26 protein-coding genes are annotated in these 26,465 nt (G+C 60.4%); 20 read left to right on the top strand and 6 right to left on the bottom strand.

Annotated features, from left to right (window positions below; genetic code table 11):
* The first annotated feature begins 6 nt into the window (after positions 1-6).
* The 9 genes from AS026_RS35795 to AS026_RS35755 all read left to right on the top strand — a co-directional run bounded on the left by AS026_RS35795 (position 7) and on the right by AS026_RS35755 (position 9,856).
* Complete coding sequence (locus tag AS026_RS35795; RefSeq protein WP_018855302.1) at positions 7-1,110, top strand: ABC transporter permease; 1,104 nt, start codon at positions 7-9, stop codon at positions 1,108-1,110.
* A gap of 12 nt (positions 1,111-1,122) precedes the next feature.
* Positions 1,123-2,094, top strand: coding sequence for an ABC transporter permease (locus AS026_RS35790; protein ID WP_025659797.1), 972 nt, complete (start codon positions 1,123-1,125; stop codon positions 2,092-2,094).
* Positions 2,095-2,098: 4 nt separating this feature from the next.
* Entirely contained in the window at positions 2,099-2,488 is a 390-nt protein-coding gene (locus AS026_RS35785; protein ID WP_062375681.1) for a cytidine deaminase, read from the top strand.
* The gene (locus AS026_RS35780) at positions 2,485-3,285 is read left to right on the top strand and encodes a purine-nucleoside phosphorylase (RefSeq protein ID WP_018855305.1); all 801 of its coding nucleotides are present in this window, start codon (positions 2,485-2,487) and stop codon (positions 3,283-3,285) included. The genes AS026_RS35785 and AS026_RS35780 overlap by 4 nt, the downstream gene beginning before the upstream one ends.
* A complete protein-coding gene (gene deoC, locus AS026_RS35775; RefSeq protein WP_062375677.1) occupies positions 3,285-4,061 on the top strand; it encodes a deoxyribose-phosphate aldolase in 777 nt (258 codons plus the stop codon). Before AS026_RS35780 ends, deoC begins: the two co-directional genes overlap by 1 nt.
* Before the next feature lies 1 nt (position 4,062).
* A complete protein-coding gene (deoA, locus tag AS026_RS35770; protein WP_018855307.1) occupies positions 4,063-5,388 on the top strand; it encodes a thymidine phosphorylase in 1,326 nt (441 codons plus the stop codon).
* 268 nt (positions 5,389-5,656) lie between these two features.
* Entirely contained in the window at positions 5,657-6,739 is a 1,083-nt protein-coding gene (locus AS026_RS35765) for a substrate-binding domain-containing protein (protein WP_018855308.1), read from the top strand.
* 77 nt (positions 6,740-6,816) lie between these two features.
* Complete coding sequence (locus AS026_RS35760) at positions 6,817-9,069, top strand: ABC transporter permease (protein ID WP_062375674.1); 2,253 nt, start codon at positions 6,817-6,819, stop codon at positions 9,067-9,069.
* A complete protein-coding gene (locus AS026_RS35755; protein ID WP_025659792.1) occupies positions 9,062-9,856 on the top strand; it encodes an ATP-binding cassette domain-containing protein in 795 nt (264 codons plus the stop codon). Before AS026_RS35760 ends, AS026_RS35755 begins: the two co-directional genes overlap by 8 nt.
* Positions 9,857-9,859: 3 nt before the next feature.
* On the opposite strand, the gene AS026_RS35750 is transcribed toward AS026_RS35755, so the two are convergent.
* The 5 genes from AS026_RS35750 to AS026_RS35730 form a co-directional block, all read right to left on the bottom strand.
* A complete protein-coding gene (locus AS026_RS35750) occupies positions 9,860-10,378 on the bottom strand; it encodes a TIGR02281 family clan AA aspartic protease (RefSeq protein WP_062375670.1) in 519 nt (172 codons plus the stop codon).
* Between the two features lie 160 nt (positions 10,379-10,538).
* Positions 10,539-11,168: a uracil phosphoribosyltransferase gene (gene upp, locus AS026_RS35745; protein WP_018855312.1), complete on the bottom strand. Its 630-nt coding sequence runs from the start codon at positions 11,166-11,168 to the stop codon at positions 10,539-10,541.
* A 108-nt stretch (positions 11,169-11,276) separates the two neighbouring features.
* Positions 11,277-12,245, bottom strand: a complete 969-nt coding sequence (locus tag AS026_RS35740) for an adenosine deaminase (RefSeq protein WP_062375665.1) — start codon at positions 12,243-12,245, stop codon at positions 11,277-11,279.
* Positions 12,242-13,462 carry a phosphopentomutase gene (locus AS026_RS35735; protein WP_062375660.1) on the bottom strand — a complete coding sequence of 407 codons (1,221 nt, stop codon included), beginning with the start codon at positions 13,460-13,462 and terminating at the stop codon, positions 12,242-12,244. The genes AS026_RS35740 and AS026_RS35735 overlap by 4 nt, the downstream gene beginning before the upstream one ends.
* A gap of 241 nt (positions 13,463-13,703) precedes the next feature.
* Positions 13,704-14,117 carry a pilus assembly protein N-terminal domain-containing protein gene (locus AS026_RS35730; protein ID WP_018855315.1) on the bottom strand — a complete coding sequence of 138 codons (414 nt, stop codon included), beginning with the start codon at positions 14,115-14,117 and terminating at the stop codon, positions 13,704-13,706.
* A 399-nt stretch (positions 14,118-14,516) separates the two neighbouring features.
* On the opposite strand from AS026_RS35730, the gene AS026_RS35725 reads away from it, so the two are divergent.
* The 10 genes from AS026_RS35725 (at position 14,517) to AS026_RS35680 (ending at position 24,021) form a co-directional block, all read left to right on the top strand.
* Positions 14,517-14,714 (top strand): Flp family type IVb pilin, encoded by a 198-nt coding sequence (locus tag AS026_RS35725; protein WP_062375656.1) that lies wholly within the window; start codon positions 14,517-14,519, stop codon positions 14,712-14,714.
* Positions 14,715-14,810: 96 nt separating this feature from the next.
* Entirely contained in the window at positions 14,811-15,323 is a 513-nt protein-coding gene (locus AS026_RS35720; RefSeq protein ID WP_062375652.1) for an A24 family peptidase, read from the top strand.
* A 106-nt stretch (positions 15,324-15,429) separates the two neighbouring features.
* Positions 15,430-16,245 (top strand): Flp pilus assembly protein CpaB, encoded by an 816-nt coding sequence (cpaB, locus tag AS026_RS35715; RefSeq protein ID WP_062375648.1) that lies wholly within the window; start codon positions 15,430-15,432, stop codon positions 16,243-16,245.
* Positions 16,246-16,250: 5 nt separating this feature from the next.
* A complete protein-coding gene (locus AS026_RS35710; RefSeq protein WP_425349842.1) occupies positions 16,251-17,762 on the top strand; it encodes a type II and III secretion system protein family protein in 1,512 nt (503 codons plus the stop codon).
* A 17-nt stretch (positions 17,763-17,779) separates the two neighbouring features.
* Complete coding sequence (locus AS026_RS35705; protein ID WP_062375640.1) at positions 17,780-18,511, top strand: CpaD family pilus assembly protein; 732 nt, start codon at positions 17,780-17,782, stop codon at positions 18,509-18,511.
* 18 nt (positions 18,512-18,529) lie between these two features.
* Positions 18,530-19,807 (top strand): CpaE/TadZ family protein, encoded by a 1,278-nt coding sequence (locus AS026_RS35700; RefSeq protein WP_062375637.1) that lies wholly within the window; start codon positions 18,530-18,532, stop codon positions 19,805-19,807.
* 29 nt (positions 19,808-19,836) lie between these two features.
* Entirely contained in the window at positions 19,837-21,306 is a 1,470-nt protein-coding gene (locus tag AS026_RS35695; RefSeq protein ID WP_025659782.1) for a TadA family conjugal transfer-associated ATPase, read from the top strand.
* A gap of 4 nt (positions 21,307-21,310) precedes the next feature.
* On the top strand, positions 21,311-22,318 hold the full coding sequence (locus tag AS026_RS35690; RefSeq protein ID WP_062375633.1) for a type II secretion system F family protein: 1,008 nt from the start codon (positions 21,311-21,313) through the stop codon (positions 22,316-22,318).
* A gap of 12 nt (positions 22,319-22,330) precedes the next feature.
* Positions 22,331-23,314 (top strand): type II secretion system F family protein, encoded by a 984-nt coding sequence (locus AS026_RS35685; RefSeq protein ID WP_062375629.1) that lies wholly within the window; start codon positions 22,331-22,333, stop codon positions 23,312-23,314.
* 74 nt (positions 23,315-23,388) lie between these two features.
* Positions 23,389-24,021, top strand: a complete 633-nt coding sequence (locus tag AS026_RS35680; protein ID WP_062375625.1) for a LysE family translocator — start codon at positions 23,389-23,391, stop codon at positions 24,019-24,021.
* A 2-nt stretch (positions 24,022-24,023) separates the two neighbouring features.
* On the opposite strand, the gene AS026_RS35675 is transcribed toward AS026_RS35680, so the two are convergent.
* Positions 24,024-24,851 carry a tetratricopeptide repeat protein gene (locus AS026_RS35675; RefSeq protein ID WP_025659781.1) on the bottom strand — a complete coding sequence of 276 codons (828 nt, stop codon included), beginning with the start codon at positions 24,849-24,851 and terminating at the stop codon, positions 24,024-24,026.
* Between the two features lie 143 nt (positions 24,852-24,994).
* Here AS026_RS35675 and AS026_RS35670 point away from each other — a divergent pair, with 143 nt between their 5' ends.
* Positions 24,995-26,383: a leucyl aminopeptidase family protein gene (locus AS026_RS35670; RefSeq protein ID WP_062375621.1), complete on the top strand. Its 1,389-nt coding sequence runs from the start codon at positions 24,995-24,997 to the stop codon at positions 26,381-26,383.
* Positions 26,384-26,465 lie beyond the last annotated feature (82 nt).

The raw sequence follows: 26,465 nt of genomic DNA, 5'->3' as shown, positions 1-26,465 counted from the left end.
GCCTTGATGAGCACTGCTTCAGTTCCACTTCCAAATTGGATCAACTACGGCCTCATTCCGCTGTTGAATCTGCTTGTCGCCTTCCTGATCTCCGGCTTCGTCGTCTGGCTGATCGGCGAAAGCCCGCTTGCGGCCCTGTCGCTGCTGATCGAGGGCGCACTCGGCAGCGGCGAAGGCATTGGTTTTACGCTCTATTATGCGACGAGCTTCATCTTCACCGGCCTCTCCGTTGCGGTCGCCATTCATGCTGGCCTGTTCAACATCGGTTCGGAAGGGCAGGCGTATCTTGGCGGTCTCGGCTGCGCGTTGGTTGCGCTGGCGCTCGACCACTATGTCCCCTGGTATGTCACCATGCCGGTGGCCGTGGTGGGTGCCGGTCTGTTTGGCGCCGCCTGGGCCTTCATCCCCGCCTTCCTGCAGGCAAAGCGCGGCAGCCACATCGTCATCACCACCATCATGTTCAACTATATCGGCGCGGCGCTGATGGTGTATCTGCTGGTGCACGTTCTAATCGTCCCCGGCAAGATGGCGCCGGAAACCCGCACCTTCCTGGAAGGCGGCCAGTTGCCGAAACTCGGCTGGCTGATGAACCTGTTTGGTGCCAAGCTCGGCGCAGCACCGTTCAACGTCTCGTTCCTCATTGCCCTCGTTGCCTCCTATTTCGTCTGGCTGCTGATCTGGCGCACCAAGCTCGGCTTCGAGATGCGCACCCTTGGCGTCAGCCACAGCGCGGCGGCCTATGCCGGCATCCCGTACGCCCGCATCGTCATGACCGCGATGCTGCTGTCGGGGGCGCTTGCCGGCATGATGGCGTTGAACCCGGTCATGGGATCCTCGGCCCGCCTGCAGGTCGAGTTCGTGGGCGGCGCCGGTTTCGTAGGCATCGCCGTGTCGCTGATGGGGAGAAATCACCCGGTCGGGATCATCTTCTCGGCGATCCTCTTTGGCATCCTCTATCAGGGTGGCGATTGGATTTCCTTCGAGATGCCCAACATCACGCGCGAAATGATCCTGGTCATTCAGGGTCTTGTTATCCTCTTCGCCGGTGCGCTCGAATACATGTTCCGACCCGCGATGGTTCGCGTCTATCAACAGTTCAAGGCCGCGTAAGGGGAACGGACGATGGATTATTATGACATCTTCATCAGCGTTCTGAGCTCCACGATCCGTCTGTCGATCCCGCTGATCTTCACGGCGCTGGCTGGTCTGTTCTCCGAACGCGCCGGCATCTTCGATATCGGCCTCGAGGGTAAAATGCTCGGCTCTGCCTTTGCGGCAGCCTGCGTCGCCTACCTGACGGACTCGGCATGGCTCGGCCTCGGTGCTGGCATCATTTGCTCCGTGGCGCTCAGCCTCGTCCACGGCTTCGCCTCGATCACCAATCGCGGCAACCAGATCATCTCGGGCGTTGCGATCAACTTCTTCGTCGCCGGTATCACAATCGTCCTTGGGGGCGCCTGGTTCGGCCAGGGCGGCCGTACGCCGCAGCTAACTCAGGAAGCCCGCTTTGCGCCGATCGTGCTGCCGGGCGCCGATGCCGTCCGTGAAGTTCCGATCATTGGCCCGCTCTACGCGAACGTGATCTCAGGCAACAATATCCTGACCTACCTCGCCTTTCTCGCGGTTCCGCTTTCTTGGTGGATCCTCTACCGCACCCGCTTCGGCCTGCGGCTGCGCGCCGTCGGCGAAAATCCGGGCGCGGTCGATACGGCCGGCATTTCGGTGGGCTGGTTGCGCTATCGCGCGGTCATGTGCGCCGGCATCCTCTGCGGCTTCTCGGGGACCTATCTGTCGATCGCGCAGTCGGCTGCCTTCATCAAGGATATGTCGGCCGGTAAGGGCTACATTGCACTTGCGGCACTGGTCTTTGCGAAGTGGAGACCGGTGCCCGTCATGTTCGCCTGCCTGCTCTTCGGCTTCCTCGATGCGCTGGCAAACTTCATGCAGGGCAAGCAGGTTCCGCTGATCGGCGAAGTGCCGGTACAGATCTTCCAGGCATTGCCCTATATCCTGACTTGCATCCTGCTCGCCGGCTTCATCGGCGTGGCAATCCCGCCGAAAGCGGGTGGTGTGCCCTATACGAAGGAACGCTGAGAACATGTCCCACGATCTTTTCGAGGCCGCTCGCGGTGCCATGGCTTTCGCTCATGCCCCCTACTCGAAGTTCCCCGTCGGCGCAGCGATCCGCGCCGAGGACGGCAAGGTCTACACCGGCGCCAATATCGAGAACCTGTCTTTCCCGCAAGGCTGGTGTGCGGAGCCAACCGCCATCAGCGCCATGATCATGGCCGGCGCCAAGAAGATCGTTGAAATGGCCGTGATCGCCGAAAAGCTGCCGCTCTGCCCGCCCTGCGGCGGCTGCCGGCAGAAGATCTCGGAGTTCGCCTCCAAGGACACGAAGATCTACCTCTGCGATGAGGTCGGCGTGAAGAAGACGATGACCATGGAAGAGTTGCTGCCGTTCAGCTTCGAGACCGAACTCGGATGAGTGCCGCTCTCGACGTGCTTGCCGGAAGGCTCGGCGGCCTTTCGCCGCGCTACGGCATCGTGCTTGGTTCCGGTCTCGGCTCGCTGGTCGGCGAGATGACTGATGCGCATCGCATCCCTTATCACGACTTGCCGGGCTTTCCTGTTAGCGCGGTTTCGGGCCACGCCGGAGAAGTCGTCGCGGGTTTGCTTGGCGGTGTGCCCGTCATCATGCTGTCCGGTCGCGTCCATTTCTACGAGAAGGGCGATGCCAGCGCGATGCGGCTGCCGATCGAGGTGCTCAAAGGTCTAGGCGTCGAGACGCTAGTCCTGACCAATTCCGCAGGGTCGCTCCGAGACGACATGCCTCCTGGCTCGGTGATGCAGATTAGCGATCACATCAACTATTCCGGCATGAATCCGCTGATCGGCGAGGAAAGCGATCGTCGTTTTGTCGGCATGACGAGTGCTTATGATGCAGCTCTCGCCGACAGGATGCGCAATGCTGCGGAGAAGCTCGGTATCGCCTTGTCGCAAGGCGTCTACATGTGGTTCTCAGGCCCAAGCTTCGAAACACCCGCCGAAATCCGCATGGCCCGTATCCTCGGCGCCGATGCCGTCGGCATGTCGACCGTGCCGGAAGTGATTATCGCGCGAATGCTTGGCTTAAGGGTTGCGGCGGCGTCCGTAATCACCAACTATGGAGCCGGCATGACCGGCGGCGAACTGAGCCATGAGGAGACCAAGGATATGGCTCCGATCGGCGGTGCGCGCCTCGCCGCCATACTGAAGGAAATGATTGCAGGAGAACGCGAATAATGACCAACCATTCCAGCAAGGAAACGGCCGCCGTCGCCCTCTCCCTCCTCGATCTTACCAACCTCAAGGATGACTGCACCGAGGCGCAGATCGACGCGCTGTGTGCGCGCGCCCAAACCCCCTATGGCAACACGGCGGCGATCTGCATCTGGCCGAGCTTCGTTGCCCGCGCTCGCGCAGTTCTCGGCACGGGTCATCCGGTGCGGATTGCGACTGTGGTCAATTTCCCGTCGGGCGATATGGAAGTGGCCGACGTTGCCGCCGAAACACGCGAGGCGATCGCCGACGGCGCCGACGAAATCGACCTCGTCATCCCCTATCGCAAATTCATGACCGGTAGCGGCAAGGCTGTCACCGACATGGTCGCGGCGGTCCGAGCCGAGTGCAAGGACCCGATCCTGCTGAAGGTCATTCTCGAGACCGGCGAGATAAAGGATGCGGCGCTGATCCGTCGTGCCTCCGAACTCGCCATCGAGGCGGGTGCCGACTTCATCAAGACCTCCACCGGCAAGGTCGCCGTCAATGCGACCCTGGAAGCTGCCGACATCATGCTGCGGGTCATTCGCCAGAGCGGCCGCAAAGTCGGCTTCAAGCCGGCGGGTGGCATCGGTTCGGTGGCAGACGCAGCGCTTTACCTGAGCCTTGCAGAAACGATCATGGCGCCGGACTGGCCGATGCCATCCACGTTCCGCTTCGGCGCATCCGGATTGCTCGACGACATTCTTGCCGTGCTCAGCGGCACGCAATCCGCGCCCGCCGCTGCATCGAGCTATTGAGATGATCCCCCAGGAGATCATCCGCCAGAAGCGAAATGGCGGAACGCTTTCCGAAGAGGATATCCAATCGTTCATTGCCGCACTTGTGGCCGGTCAGCTCTCCGAGGGGCAGATCGGCGCCTTCGCCATGGCGGTCTGGTTCAAGGGTATGTCGCGCGACGAGGTCGTGGCGCTGACGCTGGCAATGGCCCGCTCGGGCGACACACTGAGCTGGGCAGACATAGACAGACCTATTGCCGACAAGCACTCGACAGGCGGCGTCGGGGACAATGTTTCCCTGATGCTCGCACCGATCGCGGCAGCGTGCGGCCTCGCCGTTCCGATGATATCAGGGCGTGGTCTCGGCCATACCGGCGGGACGCTGGATAAGCTCGAAGCCATTCCTGGCTATACCATCACCCCTGACGCAACAGTTTTCCGCAAGGTCGTGAAGGATGTCGGCTGCGCCATCATCGGCCAAACCGGCTCCCTCGCTCCAGCCGACGGCAAGCTTTACGCTGTCCGGGATGTGACGGCGACCGTTGACTCGATTCCCCTCATCACCGCCTCGATCCTTTCGAAGAAGCTTGCGGCCGGACTGCAGACGCTGGTGCTCGACGTCAAGGTCGGCACGGGCGCGTTCATGGCCGAGCCTGACGATGCCGAGATGCTGGCCCGCGCCCTTGTCGATGTCGCCAACAGTGCAGGCGTCAGGACATCGGCCCTGATTACCGACATGAACCAGCCGCTGGCGGATGCTGCCGGAAACGCCGTCGAGATCCGAAACTGTCTGGATTTTCTAGCGGGCAAAAAGAAGAACACCCGCTTGGAGGCTGCCGTGCTGGCCTTCGCAGCCGAGATGCTGGCGAAGTCAGGTGTGGTGTCGTCACTTCAGGACGGTGAGGCAAAAGCCGTGGACGCGCTTTCTACGGGCAAGGCCGCCGAAAGCTTTGCCCGCATGGTCAGCCGCCTCGGCGGCCCCTCGGATCTGTTGGAGGCACCGGACAAGTACCTCGTCGAGGCGCCGCTGACGAAACCTGTCCCCGCACCTCGGTCCGGTTGGCTTTCCGGCTGCGACGTACGGGAGATCGGCATGACCGTCGTCGACCTCGGCGGCGGACGGCGTCATCCCGCCGACAGGATCGATCATCGCGTCGGGATATCCGACATTCTGCCGCTTGGCACGCGTGTAGAGAAAGGCGACCCCATCGCGCTTGTGCATGCCTCAAGCGCGGATTCAGCAGATGCGGCGGTTGCCGCCCTCGCCAAACATTACCGGATCGACGAACACCAGCCTGCCACCCCCGCCGTCATTTACGAGCGCATCGTGGCTCTTTCAGCAAGCTAAGGATCGCGTTCCGAAAAGGAGGCAGGCTTCCCCAGGGAAGCGCATCCATCCCCTGAGAGCCAGTAACCACGACCTCAACGGCTATTTGTCATCAAAAACAACCAGGGGAGGTTTGGGAGGCAAACAATTTCGCCCTTACGATGAGTTCGCCGTTTACTTGCATCGGAATTGCGCAGAATATTAGCGTATGGGAGGAAGCCTTCGGCCCTCACTCTCTGTAAATTGCGCTCGAACGGCTTTCCTTCCTTGACTCAAGGGAGGACTAATCATGAGGCGGACTTTGCTGTACGCGGTGTCAGCGGCGCTACTATCGCTCGGCGTCTCGCATGCATTTGCGCAGTCGGGCAGCGTCGAGAAAGCAGTTGGCGGCTATAATTTTGCCGAAGCTGCCAAGGAAGATCCCAACACGAAGAACTTCCATTCGGCGGACGGTCATTTGACCTTCGCGATCGTGACTCATACGGCAGGCAATGGCTTTTTTGATCCCGTCTATGTCGGCGCAACCGTCGCCGGCAACATGATCGGCGCCAAGATCCTGCTGCTCGGCTCGGAATCGCCAGTTGACGATCCGGCGCGCGCAATCGAGATCCTCAACCAGATCGTCCAGGATCCGACGATCGACGGCATCATTATGACGACGCCGCAGGTCGGCGCCTACAACGACATCGTCAAAGCTGCCGAGGCGGCGGGCATACCGATCGCCACAACCAACTCATTCGATGCAACCATCCTGCATCGCAGTGCCATCAGCCATACTGGTCAGGACGCATCGGCCGCGGCAATCGGCGGCGAGGCTCTTGCCAATTGTGTGATTGCGAGCGGCGCAACCAGCGGCTCGATTCTGTTGCCGTCGTCAACTGCGATGGGCAACATCGAGGTCAACAACCGGGTCACCTCCGCTTTCAACGCCATCGTCAAAACATTGAAGGAGGCCGGCAAGCTTGACGCTTTCAAGGTTGACGCTGGACCGGAGAACGTCGGCATCGACACGAACCCCAACGATCCGGTCAACGCGCTTGTTTCGCTCTTCGAATCCCGTGGTGACGTGGTCGGTGCCTTCACCGCCAACAACGTCTTCACGCCACCGCTCGTCAAGGCCGTCGCACAGATGGGCAAGACCGGCAAGCTCTGCGCATTCGGGTTCGACCTCGGCCCGGCACAGCAGGAGGGAATCGCCGCCGGAAACCTGACCGGTTCGCTGGGACAGCAACCCTTCCTGCAGGGCTTCTGGCCTGTCATGCAGCTTTACCTGCAGATCGATCGCGGCATTTCCGCCGCCAACCTGGACACGCGTGCCCAGTTGGTGACGAAGGAGAACGTCGCAAAGGTTGGCAAGCGCTTCGAAAACTAACGCTCCGAAACGCCTGAAATCGACGCGGGAGGTGCAAGCCTCCCGTATCGCGACGGCGAGATTGATCGGCAGACACCATGGCGCCCACGACGACATCGCTAGGCCGTGCGCCGCCCCAGCTCGTCGGCGGCTGGGAGGCTGGGCTGCTGATCTTCCTCGCCTTGCTCTACCTCGGCGGCGCTATCGTCAATCCGGCCTTCTTTGGATCAACGGAGGCCCTGTTGGCGCTACTTCGCGACACGTCCCGTGTCGGGATAATCGCGGTCGGAATGACCTTTGTCATCGCCAACAAGGATCTGGATCTTTCGGTCGGCTCGACCTACGGCCTGATCGCTGTCGTTTTTGCGAGGCTCTTTGCGTCTGATGTTCTCGACTTCGGCGTCATCGAGTCGGTGATCTTCTGTGTGCTGCTCGGCACGGTGATTGGCCTCGTCAACGGCGTCCTCGTGACGATGCTGAAAGTGCCCGCGTTCATTGCAACGCTGACGATGCTCTTTATCGGTCGAGGCTTCGTTCTTGCGCTCACGCATGGCCAAGCGATCTACTACTCCGGCAAGGCGGCAGACTACCCGCTCTTCTTTCATCTCGGAGAGATCAACGCTCTCGGCTTCAATAACCAGATCGCGATCTTCCTCCTCGTAGCTGTCATCGGCGCCTATGTGCTTGCCAAGACCCGCTGGGGCTATGAGACCTTCGCGACCGGCGGCAACGAGCAGGCCGCAGCCTATGCCGGCATCAACACCCAGTGGGTGCGAATTCGCGCCTACCTGATCTCGTCGCTCTGCGCGACCCTTTCCGGTCTTCTGGCAGCGGCGCAGGACAAGGGCGTCACCCCTCTTTACGGCGTCGGCTGGGAGCTTACCGTGATCGCATCTGTCGTCATCGGCGGTGCGTCGATCCTTGGCGGGCGCGGGCGCGTGCTCGGGTCCTGCCTTGGCGCGACAGTCGTTGTGCTGATCGACAAGGTGCTGCGCGAAGGTTGGCCGATCACGCGGACCGTCATCATCGATGGAGAGAGCGTTGCCGTCGGCGCCAGGTTCACCTTGCCAGCCGGTGCCGTCATGGTCTTCCTGGGGCTGCTTCTGGTCGTGGCCGTGCTGATCGAGCCCTTCCTCATTCGACGCCAGATCGCGGCCCGGTTCTGGGCCTGGCTCCGCGGTCGGCCACCGCCGCCGGCCTACGAAACCGGCGGCGTCGCTCTGGAAGGCGTGCAGACCAAAGGGGCGATGGCGGCCGACATGGCGCTCTCGGCCACGGGGCTCGGCAAGTTCCTTGCACGGCGCGACGCACTCGCCATCATCCTGACGGTGCTGCTCTGGCTGACCGGCCTGGCGCTAAGGCCGGACTACTGGTGGAACCTGCCCAACACCTTCGCGATCCTGCTCAACTACACAGAGCTGGCGCTCGTTACCGTCGGGCTCACCTATGTCATTGCGGCCGGTGATATCGATCTCTCCGTTGGCTCGGTGCTTGCTCTCGCCGGCAGCACGGCCGCCTATTTCCTCAAGGTGCTGGGCGCCGATCCATTCACTGCCGTGGCGATGGGTCTGCTTGCGGGGACGGCTGCCGGCATTGTCAATGCCGTCATCACCGTCGGCTTCAAGCTGCCCGCCTTCATTGCCACGCTCGGCATGTTCTACATTGCCCGAGGTCTTGCCGCTTGGTTTGTCGCCGGCCAGCAGCTGACCGGCTGGCCGGAAGGCTACAACCTGCTTGGCCGCAAGGTGAACGACGTTTTCCTGCATTTCGGTGTTTCGCTGCCCCCGGGGATGATCCGTACGGTAGCCGAGGTCGTCAGCATCCAGACGATCTTCATGTTTTTCGTCGCCCTCATCGCTGGCATCGTGCTTGCCTACACTCCATTTGGGCTGAAGGTCTGTGCAGCGGGCGGCAATGTCCGCGCTGCCGCCTATGCCGGCATCAATACCAACCGTGTTCGCTTCATTGCACTTGTACTGTCCGCGTTCTGCGCAACCATGGCCGGGATCATCAACGTCGCTTATTTCCGCAGCTTCAACCCGGTTGCCGGCCAGTTCCGCGAGCTTGACGCCATCGCCTCCGTGATCATCGGCGGCGGATCAATCTTCGGCGGCTACGGCACGATGATCGGCTCGCTTGCAGGCGCGGCTGTAATAACGCTTGTCCGCGCGCTCCTGCAACTCAATGTCCAAGGCTTCAGCATGCCCCAGCACTGGATCAATGTCTTCATCGGGGTCATCCTCATTGTGGCAGTGCTGATCGACATATGGGTGCGGCAGGCCAATATCTTTGCGCGCCTGCGCGGCCGTTTCACGACAGCAGCACGAACGGGAGAAGCCATCCATGGCTGACGTGACGCCTTCGCGGCCGATTGTGGAAATGCGGGGCATCGAAAAGGCCTTCGGAGCCGTGCAAGCGCTCCGCAAAGTCGATCTCGTGCTCTATCCCGGGGAGATTCTTGGCCTGGTCGGGGACAACTCTGCCGGCAAGTCGACGCTGATGAAGATCCTCACAGGCGCCTATCAGCGCGACTCCGGCGAAATCCTGGTGGCGGGGCAACCGGTGTCTTTCAAGAGCCCGCATGAGAGTCGTGATGCAGGGATCGAGATGATCTATCAGGATTTCGCACTCTGCGGGAACATGGATGTCGGCCAGAACATTTTTCTCGGCCGCTGGCCTCTCAGAGGCCTCTTCGTCGATCGGAGGAAGATGTATGCCGAGGCGGACAACGTGTTGAAGCGCCTCAAGGTCGACGTGAATTCCGTCTATCAGAAGGTCGAGAGCCTGTCGGGCGGCCGCCAGCAGTCCGTGGCGATCGCCCGCGCGATCTCCTTCGAGCCGCGCGTCGTCATTCTCGACGAGCCGACCGCCAATCTTTCGGTCATGGCGACCGAGCGGCTGCTCGAAACCATGCTGGAACTGAAGAAACAAGGCGTTGCCCAGATCATCATCTCACACCGCCTCGTCGACATTTTCGCCGTCGGCGATCGCGTCATGGTCCTCAAGCGCGGTGAGTATGTCGGTGACCGCTACGTCAAGAACACCGACGAGCACGAGGTCCTGGAGATAATTGTCTCCGGCACCCGGGAGAGCGCGCTGACGGCCGACGAGGCAAGAAACCGGCCATCGACGCCCTGACGCCTATTGCTTCAAACTGAGCGATCCATCGGCAACGGAATAGGAAGCGAGCTTGCGCAGGAAGCTCATGCCGACGAGCGTGGAGGACAGGGCGCCATCCTTCAGCACAAAGGCCTCCACATCACGCACGCGGATGCCGCCAATCTCCACCCGATCCAATGTCACGTGCGCTGCCTTCGTCTTCCCGTTGGCTGTGTCGACCGAGTAGCGGAAATCAAGCTGGTTGCCCGTATAACCCAGGCGTCGAGCGAAGCTCTCATTCAGAGCGACGTAGGTCGCGCCGGTATCGATCAGGCCCTGCACCTGACGACCATTGATTCTGAAATCGCCGGAATAGTGGCCTTGAGCATCAGCCCGCAGTCGCATTGTGCCGCCACTTGCCGCGGCTCGCCCCTGATCTGCATTGCCGGTTACGAAATTGGCCGAGGCGACCACTTCGCCGCTGCGTTTTCCCACGAGGGTCGGTATCTGTGTTGCAAGCACCGCAGCCACGCTTGCAAAAATGACGGTACGCACGAGCATCGGGACAGAAATCCTTCCTGTATAAACCCCGCGTCATGCGTGGCCATGCTTACACGTCCTACGCCCTAATCGCTGACAAGTTGCTAATGCCGGTAAAGCAAATGGTCCGGCACGCGTGTCCGGACCTTCGACTGCATCCGAATGGTAAACAGATGACGAATTACTTCGTACCGTACATGCGATCGCCGGCATCGCCGAGACCAGGCATGATGTAGCCCTTCTCGTTCAGATGGCTATCGATCGAGGCGGTGAAGACGGGCACATCTGGATGCGCCTCGCGGAAATTCTTGATGCCCTCGGGCGCGGCAAGAAGGCAGAGGAAGCGAATGTTATGGGCGCCGCGCTCCTTGAGCTTGTCGATCGCCGCGATCGACGAGTTACCGGTGGCGAGCATCGGGTCGACGACGATGATCAAGCGTTCGGAGATATCCTCGGGAGCCTTGAAGTAATACTCGACCGGCTGCAGCGTTTCATGGTCACGGTAGACGCCGATATGCGAAACGCGCGCCGACGGCACAAGGTCGAGCATGCCTTCGAGAAGGCCGTTGCCGGCACGGAGGATCGAAGCAAAGACGAGCTTCTTGCCTTCCAGGATCGGCGACTCCATCGTCTGCAGGGGCGTCTCGATGGTCTCCATGGTGAGTTCGAGATCACGGGTCACTTCGTAGCAGAGCAAGGTGGAGATTTCGCGCAGGAGCCGACGGAAACTCCCGGTCGATGTCTCCTTACGCCGCATGATCGTGAGTTTGTGCTGCACAAGCGGGTGATCGATGACCGTTACGCCGTCCATGGCCGAGCCTTCCTATCGTTGTTCTTATCGGATGTTTCTTCCATGGAAATTGCCTTCACCGCAAGAGCGGAGGCAATTTTGCAGCATCGATCCCCAGGGCTAGCCGGATTACATCCGGGCGAAGAGCGCCTGTCGCGTCGGCTCGTCGACGAAAGCAGCCTCAATTCCCGTGCGGGTCATCTCGTTGATCGCCGCATCGCTGAAACCGAAGGCGTCGGCGGCCAATTCGTACTCGCGCTTCAGCGAAGTATGGAAGAAGGGCGGGTCGTCCGAACTGATCGTCACGCGAACACCTGACGCCTTGAGCTTTCGCAACGGATGAGAAGCGAAATCCGGAAAGACGTTCAGCGCAATATTGGAGCCGGGGCATACCTCCAGCACCGTTCCGAGATCGGCGAGCCGCTTGACGAGATCAAGGTCCTCGATCGCCCGGACGCCATGGCCGATCCGGGAAGGCCTGACAACGTCGAGCGCATCGGCGACGCTGAACGCACCGCACACCTCGCCGGCGTGAATGGTAAGGCCGAGGCCTGCATCGCGCGCGATGTCGAAGGCGCGCGCATAATCGGCAACCCGACCCATCCGTTCCTCGCCTGCAAGATTGAAGCCAGTGATTAGCGGATTCTTCGCTTTGGCAGCATATTCGGCGGCGCCGATGACGCTCTCCGGGCCGAAATGACGCTCTCCGGTGACAATCAGGCGTGCCTCGATGTCGCTTTTCGCCTTTGCACGACGCACGCCTTCGCACACGCCCTCGATGTAGGCATCCGCTCCAAGCCCGATCCGCTTGCCGTGATCGGGGGAGACGATCAGCTCGCTGTAGATCGTACCGATCGCGGCAAGCTCATCGAGATAGGTTTCCGTCAGCAGTGCGTAGTCTTCCTCGGTCTTGTAGGCCTCCGAGACCTTGTCGTAACACTCCAGAAAGCTCGCGAAATCATGCCAGACATAGGTGCCGCCAGCGAGGTAGTGGCTGATGTCGATGTTATACTTGCGAGCCTGCGCCACGGTGAGCGTCGGCGGCGCCGCTCCTTCCAGATGGCAGTGCAGCTCGACTTTCTTCAAATGCGACGTCATAGAAAGCTTCTCCCGTGCGCGCCCGCCGGAATGCGCAGATGGCGGGCAATCGTCTCGCCGATATCCGCATAGGTGGTACGAATGCCAATATCGCGAGAACGCAGTCCCGGCCCATAGGCAATGATCGGCACGCGCTCGCGCGTGTGATCGGTGCCGCGCCACGTCGGATCGCAGCCGTGGTCGGCGGTCAGAATGACGAGGTCGCCGGGCTTCAACTTGCCACCCACTTCGGGAAGCCTGCCATCAAAGGCTTCAAGCGCTGCGGCATAGCCGGCGACATCCCGGCGATGGCCGTAGACCATGTCGAAATCGACGAAATTGGTGAAAACCAGTTCGCCATCCTCGGCGGAATCCATCGCCGCAAGGCTTGCGTCCATCAAAGCCTCATTGCCATTGGCCTTGATCACTCGCGAGACGCCCTTATGCGCGAAGATGTCGCCGATCTTGCCGATGGCATGGACCTTGCGCCCTTCCTTGACCAGCCGGTCGAGAAGTGTCGGTTCCGGCGGCGGCACCGAAAAGTCGCGACGGTTTCCGGTGCGCTGAAACTTGGAAGCGGTTTCGCCGACGAATGGTCGTGCGATGACGCGGCCGATATTGTAATGATCGAGCAGAGCCCGGGCGATCGTGCAGAAGGTCATGAGCCGGTCGAGGCCGAAATGCGTCTCATGCGCGGCAACCTGGAAGACAGAGTCGGACGAGGTGTAGCAGATCGGCTTTCCGGTCCGGATATGCTCTTCGCCGTGGCGGGCAATGATGTCGGTACCAGAGGCGTGGCAGTTGCCGAGTATCCCGGGAATGTCGGCCGCCCTGCAGAGCGCCTCGACAAGCTGCGGCGGAAAGGCATCGCCTTCTGTCGGAAAGTAACCCCAGCCAAACGTTACCGGCGTTCCGGCGATTTCCCAATGACCGGACGGAGTGTCCTTGCCACGCGAGACCTCGCTGGCGGAACCGTACATCGCGTACACCTTCTCCGGCACCGGCATTCCGGCCGGAAACCTACCAGACGCCGCCTTGGCGAGATGGACCAGGCCAAGAGCCGACATATTCGGAAGCTGGAGGGGTCCTGAGCGCAATCCCTCGCGATCGCCCGCACCGGCAGCGCAGAATTCCGCGATATGCCCCAGGGTGTCAGCGCCTTCGTCGCCATAGGCTGCCGCATCCGGCGCGCCGCCGACACCAAAGGAATCCAGAACGAAAAGAAAGGCTCGCGCCATGCACCACCTAGCGACAGGAAATTGACATCCCGCGCGTCGCGGGCCACTTCTCAAGCCTTATAACGGCCGAGCGGACTTGGCAAACGAGGCTGACGTGTCAGCAATCGCCGCACGCTACCATGGTGCTCCCACGGGGAGAAAGAAATGACTGTGGCTGATCGTGATCGTGCTACCGTTCGGCAGCAAGTTGGGTGCGTTGAGCCGGATCAGAAGTCTAACGGAATTCGCGGATACTCAGCAGCTATTGCTGGCTTGCCGTTGCGGTCTCTGTGCCTTGTTGGCTATGCTGTTCGCAATTCGGAGTACAAGAAAGAACAGAGCGCTCCGTTTGGCGAAAAACGCGAACAGTGTTGGCCTCATCAATCGACACCAGGATGCTCTCATCCAGTATTGCGTTGCCATCCGCATCAAGCAGCACAAGATTGGTTGTTCCGAAACTGCGCCCGGTCAGGACGATCGTCTTGGAATCCGCCACGGTTGCGTCGGCAACCTTGGCGTTTCCGACGATGACCTTGCTCACTGGACGATCGAGTTTCAGAACGCGGGCTTGATCCATGTAGACCCGCAGAATGTCCTGTTGCGCGAGCGCGGATCCGCCAAGGCCGAGGGCGGCAAAAAAGCTGGCCAGGATGATCCTCTTGCCACTCGGCGACATTTGATTCTCTCTCGGGTTACGGCGATTTTCACCAAGCAGCATGAGAAAAATTGGTGAATGAAGTCTTAAGCCTATTATGGTTTATCGAAGACGCCAGCTTTATGAGCCATATTGCGACAGGGGCTTCGAGGGCATTAGCCTGTTCACCGCCATCGAATATCGGCACGAGGACATTCCCTAGCATCAAACGCCTTTACTACCGGGCGCGCAGGACTTTTCTATAAAACTCTTAACAATTGCGATAGGGAATACTTACCATCCTCAGGCATCGGTCATAATTTACCGGACGGTAACCTAACTCTTTAAGTTGATGGAAACAGGCCCGCGCTAAATTGTTGCAATCCGATCAACGGCAACAGTTGGCGGACTGCTGAACATCAACTGGAGTTAGGAGTTACCATGACCAAGCTTGTTAGCCGTTTTCTCAAGGACGAATCCGGCGCGACCGCAATTGAATATGGCCTGATCGCAGCGCTTATCTCTGTTGCGCTGATCACCGGCGCAACCGCACTGGGCAGCAAACTGAACGCGATGTTCAACGCGCTGTCCGACACGATGGACAAGAATACGCCGACGACGACGACGCCAGCCACCTAAGCCGCAAGCGACTGGCCCGACCGGGTCTCGACGCCCGATCGAACATAGGCTCACCCGTCGGCGGGTGAGCCTTTTGTCTTTCATATCGGTGGTACAATGATCGCAGCAGCCGTCTTTGTGATTTTCCCGCTTTGCCTTGCTATCGCAGCGTTCTCGGACCTGCTCACGATGGAGATCCCCAATCGCGCGTCGATAGTTCTTGCTGTCGCGTTTTTGGGAATCGCGACACTGTCAGGAATGCCCTTTGTTGTGATAGGCACACATCTCGCGGCCGCATTTTTGGTTCTCGCCGTCTGCTTTGTCCTGTTCGCCCTCAACATCATGGGCGGCGGTGACGCAAAATTGCTTGCAGCGACGTCGCTCTGGTTTGGGTTCAATCCCACATTCTTCGAGTTCCTCGCCTATGTCAGCATAATCGGCGGCATCGCGACGTTCGTCATCCTCATTATCCGTGCACAGGCCAATATCATCCTCGCCATCGGACTGCCTGTCCCCAGTTCCATTCTTCTCGCCAAGAAGATCCCCTATGGCATCGCGATCGCGATTGGCGGTTTCTTTGCCTTTCCCTCTTCACCGCTTTTTCTTGCAGCAATTGAGGGCCTGAAGTAACGCCAAGTTAATCCTCCGTTAACTTAAAATCGAAGGCTTTCATTAACTATAATTATACCAATTGCAGGCCATTCTTCGGGTATTGCGAATCCCTGAGGAACGATTAATGAAGCCCGCCCGCCTTTTGATACTAGGAGTCGCTGTCGTTGCGGCCGGCCTTGCTGGCGTGCTGGCGATGAGCCTCGCGGGTCGTGGCTCCGTTGTCACCCAGGTCAAATCAGTCGTCGAGAAAGAGCCGACCGTCAAAATACTTGTCTCCGGTGCCAACCTCCCGGTCGGCGCACGATTGGATGATAAAGCCGTTCACTGGATGGCCTGGCCGCAGAGCGGCGTCGTCCAGGGCTTCATTACCGAAACCGACAAGCCAGATGCCCTGAAAGACCTGCAGGGCGCTGTCGTTCGCCTGCCGATTTTCGAGGGCGAGCCCATCCGCGCGGAAAAGATCGCGGATTCGAACAGCCGCATCCTGTCCTCCCTCCTGCCCTCCGGAAAACGTGCCGTCGCAACCGAGATTTCGGTCGCGACAGGTGCCGGCGGCTTCATCCTGCCGAATGACCGCGTCGACGTGATCATGGTCCGCAAGTCGAAGGAAGCCGACAAATATCTGACCGAGACTGTGCTCAGCAATGTGCGCGTACTCGCGATCGACCAGCAGATCCAGGAAAAGGAAGACGGCTCGAAAGCCGTGGTCGGGACCACCGCAACGCTTGAGCTAACCCCCGACCAGACCAAGGTGCTGGCGGTTGCCCAGCAAATGGCTGAGCGGCTGTCGCTGGCATTGCGTTCCGTTGCCGACGCCCAGGAACAGGATACGAGCGCTGCTGACTACCTCCTCAGCGGCGATAATGGCAGCGCCATCGTGCAAGTCATCAAATCAGGCTCAATCGTCACAGACAGCAGCAGTGCGCCGAAGGCCGAGTAAAGGAAATGGGAATGGGCAATTTGAAGCGCTACACAAAGCCCTTGATGGCAGGTTGCTTGTCCTTTGCGATCGCATTCACGGGCGCCGCTCCGGGCGTTCTCGCTCCTGTTCTCGGTGCAAGAGCTGCGTACGCGGTTTCCGATGGGATCGTTAACATCACCCAGGCTGGACCTGGCGCACACCGCAGCCTGAAGCTCGGTTTGAAGAAGGCGATTGTCGTTGACCTTCCGGTCGATGCACATGACATCCTCGTCTCGGACCCTTCCATGGCCGACGCGGTCACCCGTAGCTCGCGGCGTATCTATCTGTTCGGCAAGCAGGTTGGCCAGACGAACATATTCATTTTCGGCGCCGATGGGCAGCAGATCGTCAGTCTCGATATCGCGATCGAACGCGACGTCGCCGGCCTGGAGGCCAATCTCCGGCGCTTCATCGCTGACTCCTGCATCAAAGTCGAGATCGTGTCCGACAATATCGTGCTAACCGGCACAGTTCGCACGCCGCAAGACGCGGCACAAGCCGCAGACCTCGCGCAAGCCTTCCTGAAAGGTGGCGAAGCAACAACGCGTACGGAAACAGCCAGCGCTTCTGGCGGAGACGGTTCGGTGGCCCTTTTCGCCGAGGGCCGTCAGACCTCACAGGTCGTCAATCTGCTGCAGATCCAGGGCGAAGACCAGGTCACGCTGAAGGTCACCATCGCGGAAGTTCGCAGAGAGGTACTGAAGCAGCTTGGCTTCAACAATCTCGTTTCCAATTCCAAGGGTCTCTCGGTTGCCCAGCTCGGCTCCCCGAGCTCCGACAGCGCCGCCGCGATCGTTGGCGGAGGCCTAGCGGCCCTCTTCAAGAGCTCGATCGGAAAATACGATATCTCGACCTATCTCAACGCGCTTGAACAAGCGAAGGTCGTGAAGACGCTGGCCGAGCCGACACTGACGGCGATTTCCGGCCAGGCAGCAACCTTCAATTCCGGCGGCCAGGTGCTGTATTCGACCACGGACAATGACGGCAACGTCACGATCGTTCCTTATAACTACGGCATCAATCTCGCCTTCAAGCCGGTTGTTCTCTCCTCCGGTCGTATTAGCCTGGAAATCAAGACGAACGTATCGGAGCCCGCCCCTTCCGTTTCCGGCTCAACGCCAACCTACCAGCGCCGCTCGGCCGAGACCTCCGTCGAGCTTCCCTCGGGTGGCTCCATCGCGCTTGCTGGGCTGATCCGCGACAACGTATTGCAGACCTCGAACGGCACGCCGGGCGTCAACAAGATCCCTCTGCTTGGCACATTGTTCCGGCAGCGCACTGTCGAGCGTGATGAGACCGAACTTGTCATCATTGCAACGCCCTATCTCGTTCGCCCGGTTGCTCGCGATCAGCTCAGCCGCCCGGACGACAACTTCAGCCCGGAAAACGACGCGGCGACCTTCCTGCTCAATCGCGTCAACAAGGTTTACGGCGGCCGTGAAACGCCCGTCGCCGACGCGCAATTCCATGGCTCCATCGGGTTCATCTACAAATGAGCGCGGCAGGATCAGCAATGGCACAACACAGAGATCAGCCGATGGCCCACATGCAGAACACCGCACATGATTCCCGCCGTTCGAATTCGCTGCTGACATTTATCGCGGTGGCTGCCGCCCTGCTTTCCGGCTGTGCCTCCCATGACCAACTGACGACCGGTGGCATTCCCGACGACTATCGCCAGCGACACCCGATCGTGGTTGCCGAAGCCGAGCAATCGGTCGATATCCCGGTCGCGTCGACAGACCGCCGCCTCAACATCGCCCAGCGCGACATGATCCGCGGCTTCGCGCAGAATTACACGTCGCGGGCAACCGGGCCGGTCTATCTGCTGACGCCCGAGGGATCGCCGAATGCGGCGGCAGCACGGCAGCTGCGGGGTCAGGTACGCGCTGAGCTTTCCGCCCGCGGCATCGCAAGTTCCAAGATCGTCAACAGTTCCTACGGAGCGGCCGGCGCGGGTGACGCAGCGCCCATTCGCCTGACTTTCGTCGGCACGACAGCAATGACGTCGCAGTGCGGTCAATGGCCGAGAGACATCATCAACGATTTCACCAACCAGAATTACTACAATTTTGGTTGTGCAACGCAGAACAACCTGGCTGCACAAGTGGCAAACCCGGAAGACCTGATCGCGCCTCGCGGCATGACCCCGATTGATGCGGCCCGCCGCAACGCCGCAATCAAAGAGTATCGCGAAACGACAAGCACGATTGAAGACGTCACCAGCAGCTCCAACAGCTTCTGATCAGTTTAGGACCGAACGATGAGTACAGTCGAATACGAGATCAAGAATACGACGGAGCTGCGCAACGCAGAAGACGCCGTTCGTATGGCCGAGCTCGAGAACATGCGGCCCTTGCCCCGCATATCGGTCCACGCCTTCTGCGAAAGCGAAGAACTGCAGCGTGTGATGGAGCGTTGCAGCCATGACCGCCGCATGTCGAAGGTCAGCCTGCGCATCACCAGCGGTGGCATTGCCGCGGCCGCGAACATGTTCGCCACTGCGCCAACGCCCAATCTGATCATTCTCGAAACCAGGACGGTATCAGCAAGTGTGCTGAACGAGCTGGCGCCGCTTGCCACCGTTTGCGACCCGTCCACCAAAGTCATCATCATCGGCTACCATAACGACATCGCGCTCTATCGTGAACTCGTGCGCAACGGCATTTCCGAATATATGGTCCAGCCCGTCGCCATGCCCGATATCATGATGGCAATGGCGACGATCTTCGTCGACCCTGATGCCGAGCCGCTCGGCCGCAGCATCGCCTTCATCGGCGCCAAGGGCGGCGTCGGTTCCTCAACGATCGCCCATAATTGCGCCTTCGGCATCTCCAATCTGTTTTCGACCGAAACGATCCTGGCCGACCTCGACCTGCCCTACGGCACGGCCAATATCGATTTCGACCAGGACCCGACCCAGGGCATCGCCGAGGCGGTTTATGCGCCGGAACGCCTGGACGAAGTGTTTCTCGATCGCCTGCTGACGAAGTGCTCCGAGCATCTGTCGCTGCTTGCGGCCCCTTCCCTTCTCGACCGCGCCTATGATTTCGAAGGACAGGCGTTCCAGCCCGTGCTTGAGGTCCTGCAGCGCAACGCCCCCATCACCGTGCTCGACGTACCGCATGCCTGGTCGGAATGGACACGCTCGGTGCTGGCCAGCGTGGACGAGGTCGTCATCTGCGCCTCTCCCGATCTTGCCAACCTGCGCAACACCAAGAACATGATGGATGCGCTGCGCAAGATGCGGCCCAACGACAAGATGCCGCATCTGATCCTCAATCAGGTCGGGATGCCGAAGCGGCCGGAGATCAGTCCGGCCGATTTCTGCGGTCCGCTGGAAACCGATCCGATCGCGATCATCCCCTTCGATGCCAACCTCTTCGGCAACGCGGCCAACAGTGGCCGGATGATTTCGGAGATGGATGCAAAGTCACCGACGGCGGAAACATTCTCGCAGATATCGCACATCGTGACCGGGCGGATTGCCATCAAGAAAGCACGCAAGGGCGGATTGCTCGGCCTGCTGAAGCGCAAATGACGCCCGCCAAGATCGGATTGGAATAAGGCATGTTCGGAAAACGCGGAAACGAGGGTTTTGGCAAGGCGGGCGGCACCATCGCGCCGCCTCCGCCGGTTCCACAGCCCTCCCCGTCTGCCCCTGCGATTCTGGTCGAGCCGCAGCGCGAGCCCCCGCGCCAGCAGGTTCCGCCGCCGCCGATGCAGACGCCGCAGCGCAAGCGCCCGACCCGCACGGATGAATATTACGACACGAAAGCGCAGGTCTTCTCGGCGCTGATCGATACGATCGATCTGTCGCAGCTTGCCAAGCTCGACGGAGAAAGCGCGCGCGAAGAAATCCGCGACATCGTGAACGACATCATCACGATCAAGAACTTCGCGATGTCGATTTCCGAGCAGGAAGAACTGCTCGAAGACATCTGCAACGACGTTCTCGGTTACGGCCCGCTCGAACCGCTGCTCGCCCGAGACGATATCGCCGACATCATGGTCAACGGCGCCGGCCAAACCTTCATCGAAGTCGGCGGCAAGACCATCGAATCCGAAATCCGCTTCCGCGACAACTCACAGCTGCTGTCGATCTGCCAGCGCATCGTTAGCCAGGTCGGCCGCCGCGTCGATGAATCAAGTCCGATCTGCGACGCCCGTCTGCCCGACGGCTCCCGTGTCAACGTCATTGCGCCTCCGCTCGCGATCGACGGGCCGGCACTCACCATCCGTAAGTTCAAGAAGGACAAGCTGAACCTCGAACAGCTCGTTCGCTTCGGCGCCATCACGCCTGAGGGAGCGACGCTTCTCCAGATCATCGGCCGCGTCCGCTGCAACGTCGTCATTTCGGGCGGTACCGGTTCGGGCAAGACGACGCTGCTCAACTGCCTCACCCGCTACATCGACGTGGACGAGCGCGTCATCACTTGCGAAGACACGGCAGAACTGCAGCTGCAGCAGCCGCACGTGGTACGCCTCGAAACCCGGCCGCCGAACATCGAAGGCGAAGGCGAGATCACCATGCGCGATCTCGTCAAGAACTGCCTTCGTATGCGTCCGGAGCGAATCATCGTCGGCGAAGTGCGCGGACCGGAGGTTTTTGACCTGTTGCAGGCAATGAACACCGGTCACGATGGCTCCATGGGCACGATCCACTCGAACTCGCCGCGTGAATGCCTCAGTCGTATCGAGTCGATGATCGCGATGGGCGGTTTCACGCTGCCGGCAAAGACCGTGCGCGAGATCATCTCCGGTTCGATCGACATCATCGTCCAGGCGGCCCGCCTGCGCGACGGCTCGCGTCGCATCACGCAGATCACCGAGGTGATCGGGATGGAAGGCGACGTCATCATCACCCAGGACCTGATGCGCTACGAAATCGACGGCGAGGATGCGTCGGGTAAGCTGATCGGCAGGCACAAGTCGACCGGTATCGGCAAGCCGCATTTCTGGGATCGCGCGCGCTACTTCAACGAAGAAAAGCGCCTTGCCGCGGCACTCGACGAAATGGAAGCGAAATCCAAGGATTAGTGAGATGTTCGGGTTCGATCCTGTTGTGTTGGCCATTGTCGCGCTTGCCGCCATTGCGGCTGGCGCCGTTTGCTATGGCCTTCTCTTCACGCAGATGGAAACCGAAAAGAAGTCGGCCAATCGCGTCAACCGCGTCGCTTCGGCGGAGGCTGACAAGGCTGGTGTCAAGGCAGCCCGCGACCGCGTCCAGGAAATGTCGAAGCGCCGGAAATCGGTGCAGGACAACCTGAAGGACCTTGAGAAGCGCCAGCAGGAAAACACCAAGAGGAAGCTGTCGCTGAAGTCGCGGCTGACCCAGGCCGGCCTCAAGACCACACCGGGGCGGTTTTACATGTTCAGCGCCATTGCTGGCCTTGTGCTGATGTTTGTTGCCTTCCTTGCCGATGCGCCTGTCATGGTCGTACTCGGTCTGCCGATCATTGCCGGACTTGGCATGCCGCGTTGGGTACTGGGCTTTCTGATCAAGCGGCGGCAAAACAAGTTTCTCGATGAGTTTCCCAACGCTCTCGACGTCATCGTACGCTCGATCAAATCAGGCCTGCCCTTGAACGATGCCATCCGGCTCATTGCCAATGAGGGCAAGGATCCCGTGAAGAGCGAATTTCGCCGCGTCGTCGAATCGCAGCAGGTAGGCCTCAGTGTACCCGATGCCTGTGCACGTATGAGCAATTTCATGCCTCTGCAGGAGGTCAGCTTCTTTGCAATCGTTATTGCGATCCAGTCGCAGGCAGGCGGCAACCTTTCTGAAGCCATCGGCAACCTCGCAAAGGTCCTGCGCGACAGAAAGAAGATGAAGGCGAAGGTCAAGGCACTGTCGATGGAAGCAAAGGCGTCGGCCGTCATCATTGGCGCGCTGCCGTTCATCGTTGCAACCCTCGTCTATCTGACATCGCCGGAATACATGCTGATCCTCTTCACCGACCCTCGCGGCCACCTGATCATGGGTATATCGGCGGTCTGGATGTCGATCGGCATTTTCGTCATGCGCAACATGGTCAATTTCGACATCTAGTGGAGAACAGGCGTGTCATCTGACCTCGCGACCAAACTGACAGACCCCACCATGCTGATCGCAGTGCTCGTGGCGATCGCTGTCTTCGCCAGCCTGTATACAATCGCTGTCCCGTTCTTCGAGCGCGGCGACCTCAACAAGCGCATGAAGGCCGTATCGACGGAGCGCGAGCAGATTCGCGCTCGCGAACGCGCGCGGATGAACACCGATTCTGCCGGGAAAGCTTCCCTTCGTACCCAGAACAACCGCTCAGTGCGACAGATCGTGGAGAAGTTCAACCTTCGCGAGGCACTGGTCGACGAGAACACCATGAACAAGCTCCGGGCAGCCGGGTTTCGTTCCGAAAATGCCTTGAACATGTTCCTGGTCGCGCGTTTCCTGTTGCCGTTCCTGTTCTTCGGCCTCGCAGTTTTCTGGGTCTTTGGTCTCGATCATCTGGCCGAAAAGCCAACGACGATGCGCTTCCTGGTGACGCTCGGCATCGCCTATGTGGGCTTCTATGCACCGAACATTTTCATCTCCAATCGCATGTCAAAGCGACAGCACTCGATCAAGCGTGCCTGGCCCGACGCGCTCGACCTGATGCTAATCTGCGTCGAGTCGGGTATTTCGATCGAGGCCGCCATGCGTCGTGTATCCGAAGAACTCGGCGAGGCCTCGCCGGCGCTGGCGGAAGAGATGATTCTGACGACCGCCGAGCTTTCCTTCCTTCCCGATCGGCGGGTTGCGCTTGAGAACCTCGGCCTGCGCACGCAGATCCCACTGGTGCAGTCCGTCACCCAGGCCCTGATCCAGGCGGATCGCTACGGCACGCCGGTTTCACAGGCGCTGCGCGTCCTCGCACAGGAGGGCCGCGACGAGCGCATGAACGAGGCAGAGAAGAAGGCTGCGGCACTTCCCCCGAAGCTCACGGTGCCGATGATCCTGTTCTTCCTGCCGGTTCTCGTCGCCGTCATCCTCGGGCCAGCCGGCATCCAGGTCGCGGATCGCTTCTAGTATTTCGACGAGGCTGGCGATCTACACGCATTGGGCATAGGGTCGGGCGTTTTCCGAGTCAGCTGGAGCCCACGATGTCGTCTGTAAGCATCTTCCTGAGTATCATTGTCGCCCTTTCGATAGGGGCGATGAGCCCCGGTCCGAGCTTTGTCCTCGTTTCACGCATTGCAATGTCGCGTTCACGTCTGGACGGGCTTGCGGCAGCACTCGGCATGGGCATTGGCGGCGTTGCCTTCAGCGTGTTGGCGCTGGCGGGGCTGACGGCACTGCTTGCGCAATTCGGATGGCTTTATCTGGCGCTGAAGGTGGCGGGCGGCGCCTATCTCGTCTACATCGCCCTCAAGATCTGGCGTGGCGCGCGCGAGCCGATCCATATCGGCGACGCGGCAAGCGACCATCGCTCACTCGCCCGCAGCTTCACCACCGCTCTGCTGACACAGCTCAGCAACCCAAAGGCGATCGTCGTCTACGCCAGTATCTTCGCAGCCCTGCTGCCGAAGACGATTCCGCTTGGACTGATTTTTTCGCTGCCGATCGGCGTGTTTGCCGTTGAAGCCGGCTGGTACACGATCGTCGCGCTCGCATTCTCGGCCAGCCACCCGAGGCGGCTCTACCTCGCTGCGAAGACCTGGATCGATCGCTTGGCAGGGACGGTCATGGCCGGCCTCGGCGTGCAGCTTGTCACCTCGGGGCTAGCTGGCCGCTAACGTCAGTTCGTGGCGGTGGGACCGCTACCGCTATCCTTGGCCGCAAGCTTTTGCCAGGAATTCTGCTGTGACAGCATCGAGCGCAGATAGGCGACGTTGGCGTCGGCCTGTTCTTGCGAAAGCTCGCCACGCGCAATCTTTTCCGCTTCCGGGAACCGGCCTTGAAGGCCAATGACGAGCGCCAGATTCTGACGGACCCGACTATCGGCGGTGGGCTGGCCTGCGGCCTGACGCAGATAGGTCTCGGCCGTTCGGAGGTCACCGGTCAGCACATAAGACATACCGAGGTTCGACAGGATCGATGCTTCGTTCGGCTGGGTGTCGAGCGCCTCGCGATAGCGCTGGCGCGCTTCGGCAGAGCGGCCGAGCTGATCGAGGATCGCGCCCTCCGCCGATGTGAGCTTCCAGTCTGGACGATCCGGCGTCTGAGCGCGACCGATCGTATCAAGCGCCTGCTGTAGTTGACCGGCGGCAGCCTGGGCCTTTCCGTAGGCCGCGAGCACGGTTCGATCAGTCGGGTTGGCAATGGCAACCTGCTGCATGACCGCCAGCGCCTGGGCGTCGCGGCCCTGCATGCGCAAGAGGTTGGCATAGTTCACGCCGTTGACGGCATCACGCGGGTTCTTTTCGTAGGCCTGTCCGACACGCTCGGACGAGCTGCGCAACTCGGCTTCGTTCATCGCTTCGACCGGCTTGGCGAGGGTCGGCACAGATCCCGTCGTCATCCGATCCTTGGTTGTCGTGCAGCCGGCGAGTGCCAGCGCGACGAGCGCGGTCGCAGCGCCCTGAAAAACTCGGGTTTTGAGCGAAGTATTGGCCGAAGCAGGCATCATGTGTCCCTGAGATCCGAATCGGCGTCTGACCTCAAAGCGGAACAGGGAAAGGCTTTGACGCAATCTTCACTCCAGCAATAGTCTGTTAACCCTAACATACCGTTAAGACGCGATTCCCGGACTTGCCCCGAAGGAAACACATGGCACCCTATCAGTTCATCGAGAGACCGACCCCGTTCAACACCAAGGGTGGCTCGACCCTGCCGATCTTTGCCGTTACACCGGCACATATTGAAACCGGCACGATCGACCCGATCGCGCTCGATTGGGCCAAGAAGGCGGGATACAAGGCCGAAAGCGGCTCACTGCTGCTCATTCCAACAGCGGACGGTCATCTCGGGGGCGCGTTGTTTGGGCTCGGCACCAATCCGTCCGAGCAACCTTACATTACCGGTAAGCTTGCGCGCACGCTGCCGGCCGGCGACTGGCACATCGAAACCGCACCGCTGACGGCCAACCGTCTCTCGCTTGGCTTCGGCCTCGGCAGCTATCGCTTCGATCGGTACAAGTCGGAGAAGGCGTCCGCTCCGACGCTGATGATCCCGCGCGATGCTGACGGAGCGGATATCAAGCGACAGCTTGCCGGCGTCTTCCTGGCGCGTGACCTGATCAACACGCCGACTAACGACATGGGACCGAACGAACTGGAAGCCGCCTTCCGCGGGCTTGCCGCCCATTACAAGGCGGAAATCAATGTCGTCAGCGGTGACGATCTGCGGCAGAACTTCCCTCTCGTCCATACGGTCGGCCGCGCGAGCGCCGATGCGCCGCGCCTGCTCGAAATGCGATGGGGCAAGAAGGGTCACCGCAAGATCACGCTTGTCGGCAAGGGTGTCTGCTTCGACACCGGCGGTCTCGACATCAAGCCGGCGTCTTCGATGCTGCTGATGAAGAAGGACATGGGCGGCGCGGCAAATGTCATGGGGCTGGCGCTGATGATCATGGACGCCAAGCTCAAGGTCGATCTCAGGGTTATCATTCCCGTCGTCGAAAACTCGATCTCGTCGAATGCCTTCCGCCCGGGTGACATCTACCGGAGCCGCAAGGGGCTGACGGTGCAGATCGACAATACCGATGCCGAGGGCCGGTTGATCCTCGCGGATGCGCTTGCCTACGCTGATGAGGAAGCGCCCGACCTCCTGATCGACATGGCGACGCTGACGGGTGCGGCGCGCGTGGCTCTCGGCCCTGACCTGCCGCCCTTCTTTACCGACGATGCCGAACTCGCCCAGGACCTGACCGAAGCAAGCCTTGAGACGGACGATCCCCTGTGGCGACTGCCGCTCTATGCCGGCTATGAAAAAGATATCCGCACCAAATTTGCCGACGTCACCAACGCGCCGGCGGGCGGCATGGCCGGTGCAATCACCGCCGCCCTGTTCCTCAAGCGCTTCGTTTCCAGCGCCACGAGCTGGGCGCATTTCGATATCTACGGCTGGGCGCCATCGGAACGACCCCACTCCCCCGGTGGCGGCGAGGCGCAGGCCATTCGTGCGCTCTATCACCACATCCGGCAAAGTGTGCGTTAACGCGATCGTTAAAATTTTATTCACCCTTTGGGGCGGCAGATTTGCCGCCCCATTGCGTTGCGCGACCACGTGCCGGAAAATG

The sequence above is a fragment of the Rhizobium altiplani genome, from assembly GCF_001542405.1.
In the GTDB taxonomy this organism is placed as follows: Bacteria; Pseudomonadota; Alphaproteobacteria; order Rhizobiales; family Rhizobiaceae; genus Rhizobium; species Rhizobium altiplani.
Note: the sequence above shows the minus strand (reverse complement) of the source record. Positions and strands in the feature narration are given on the sequence as shown.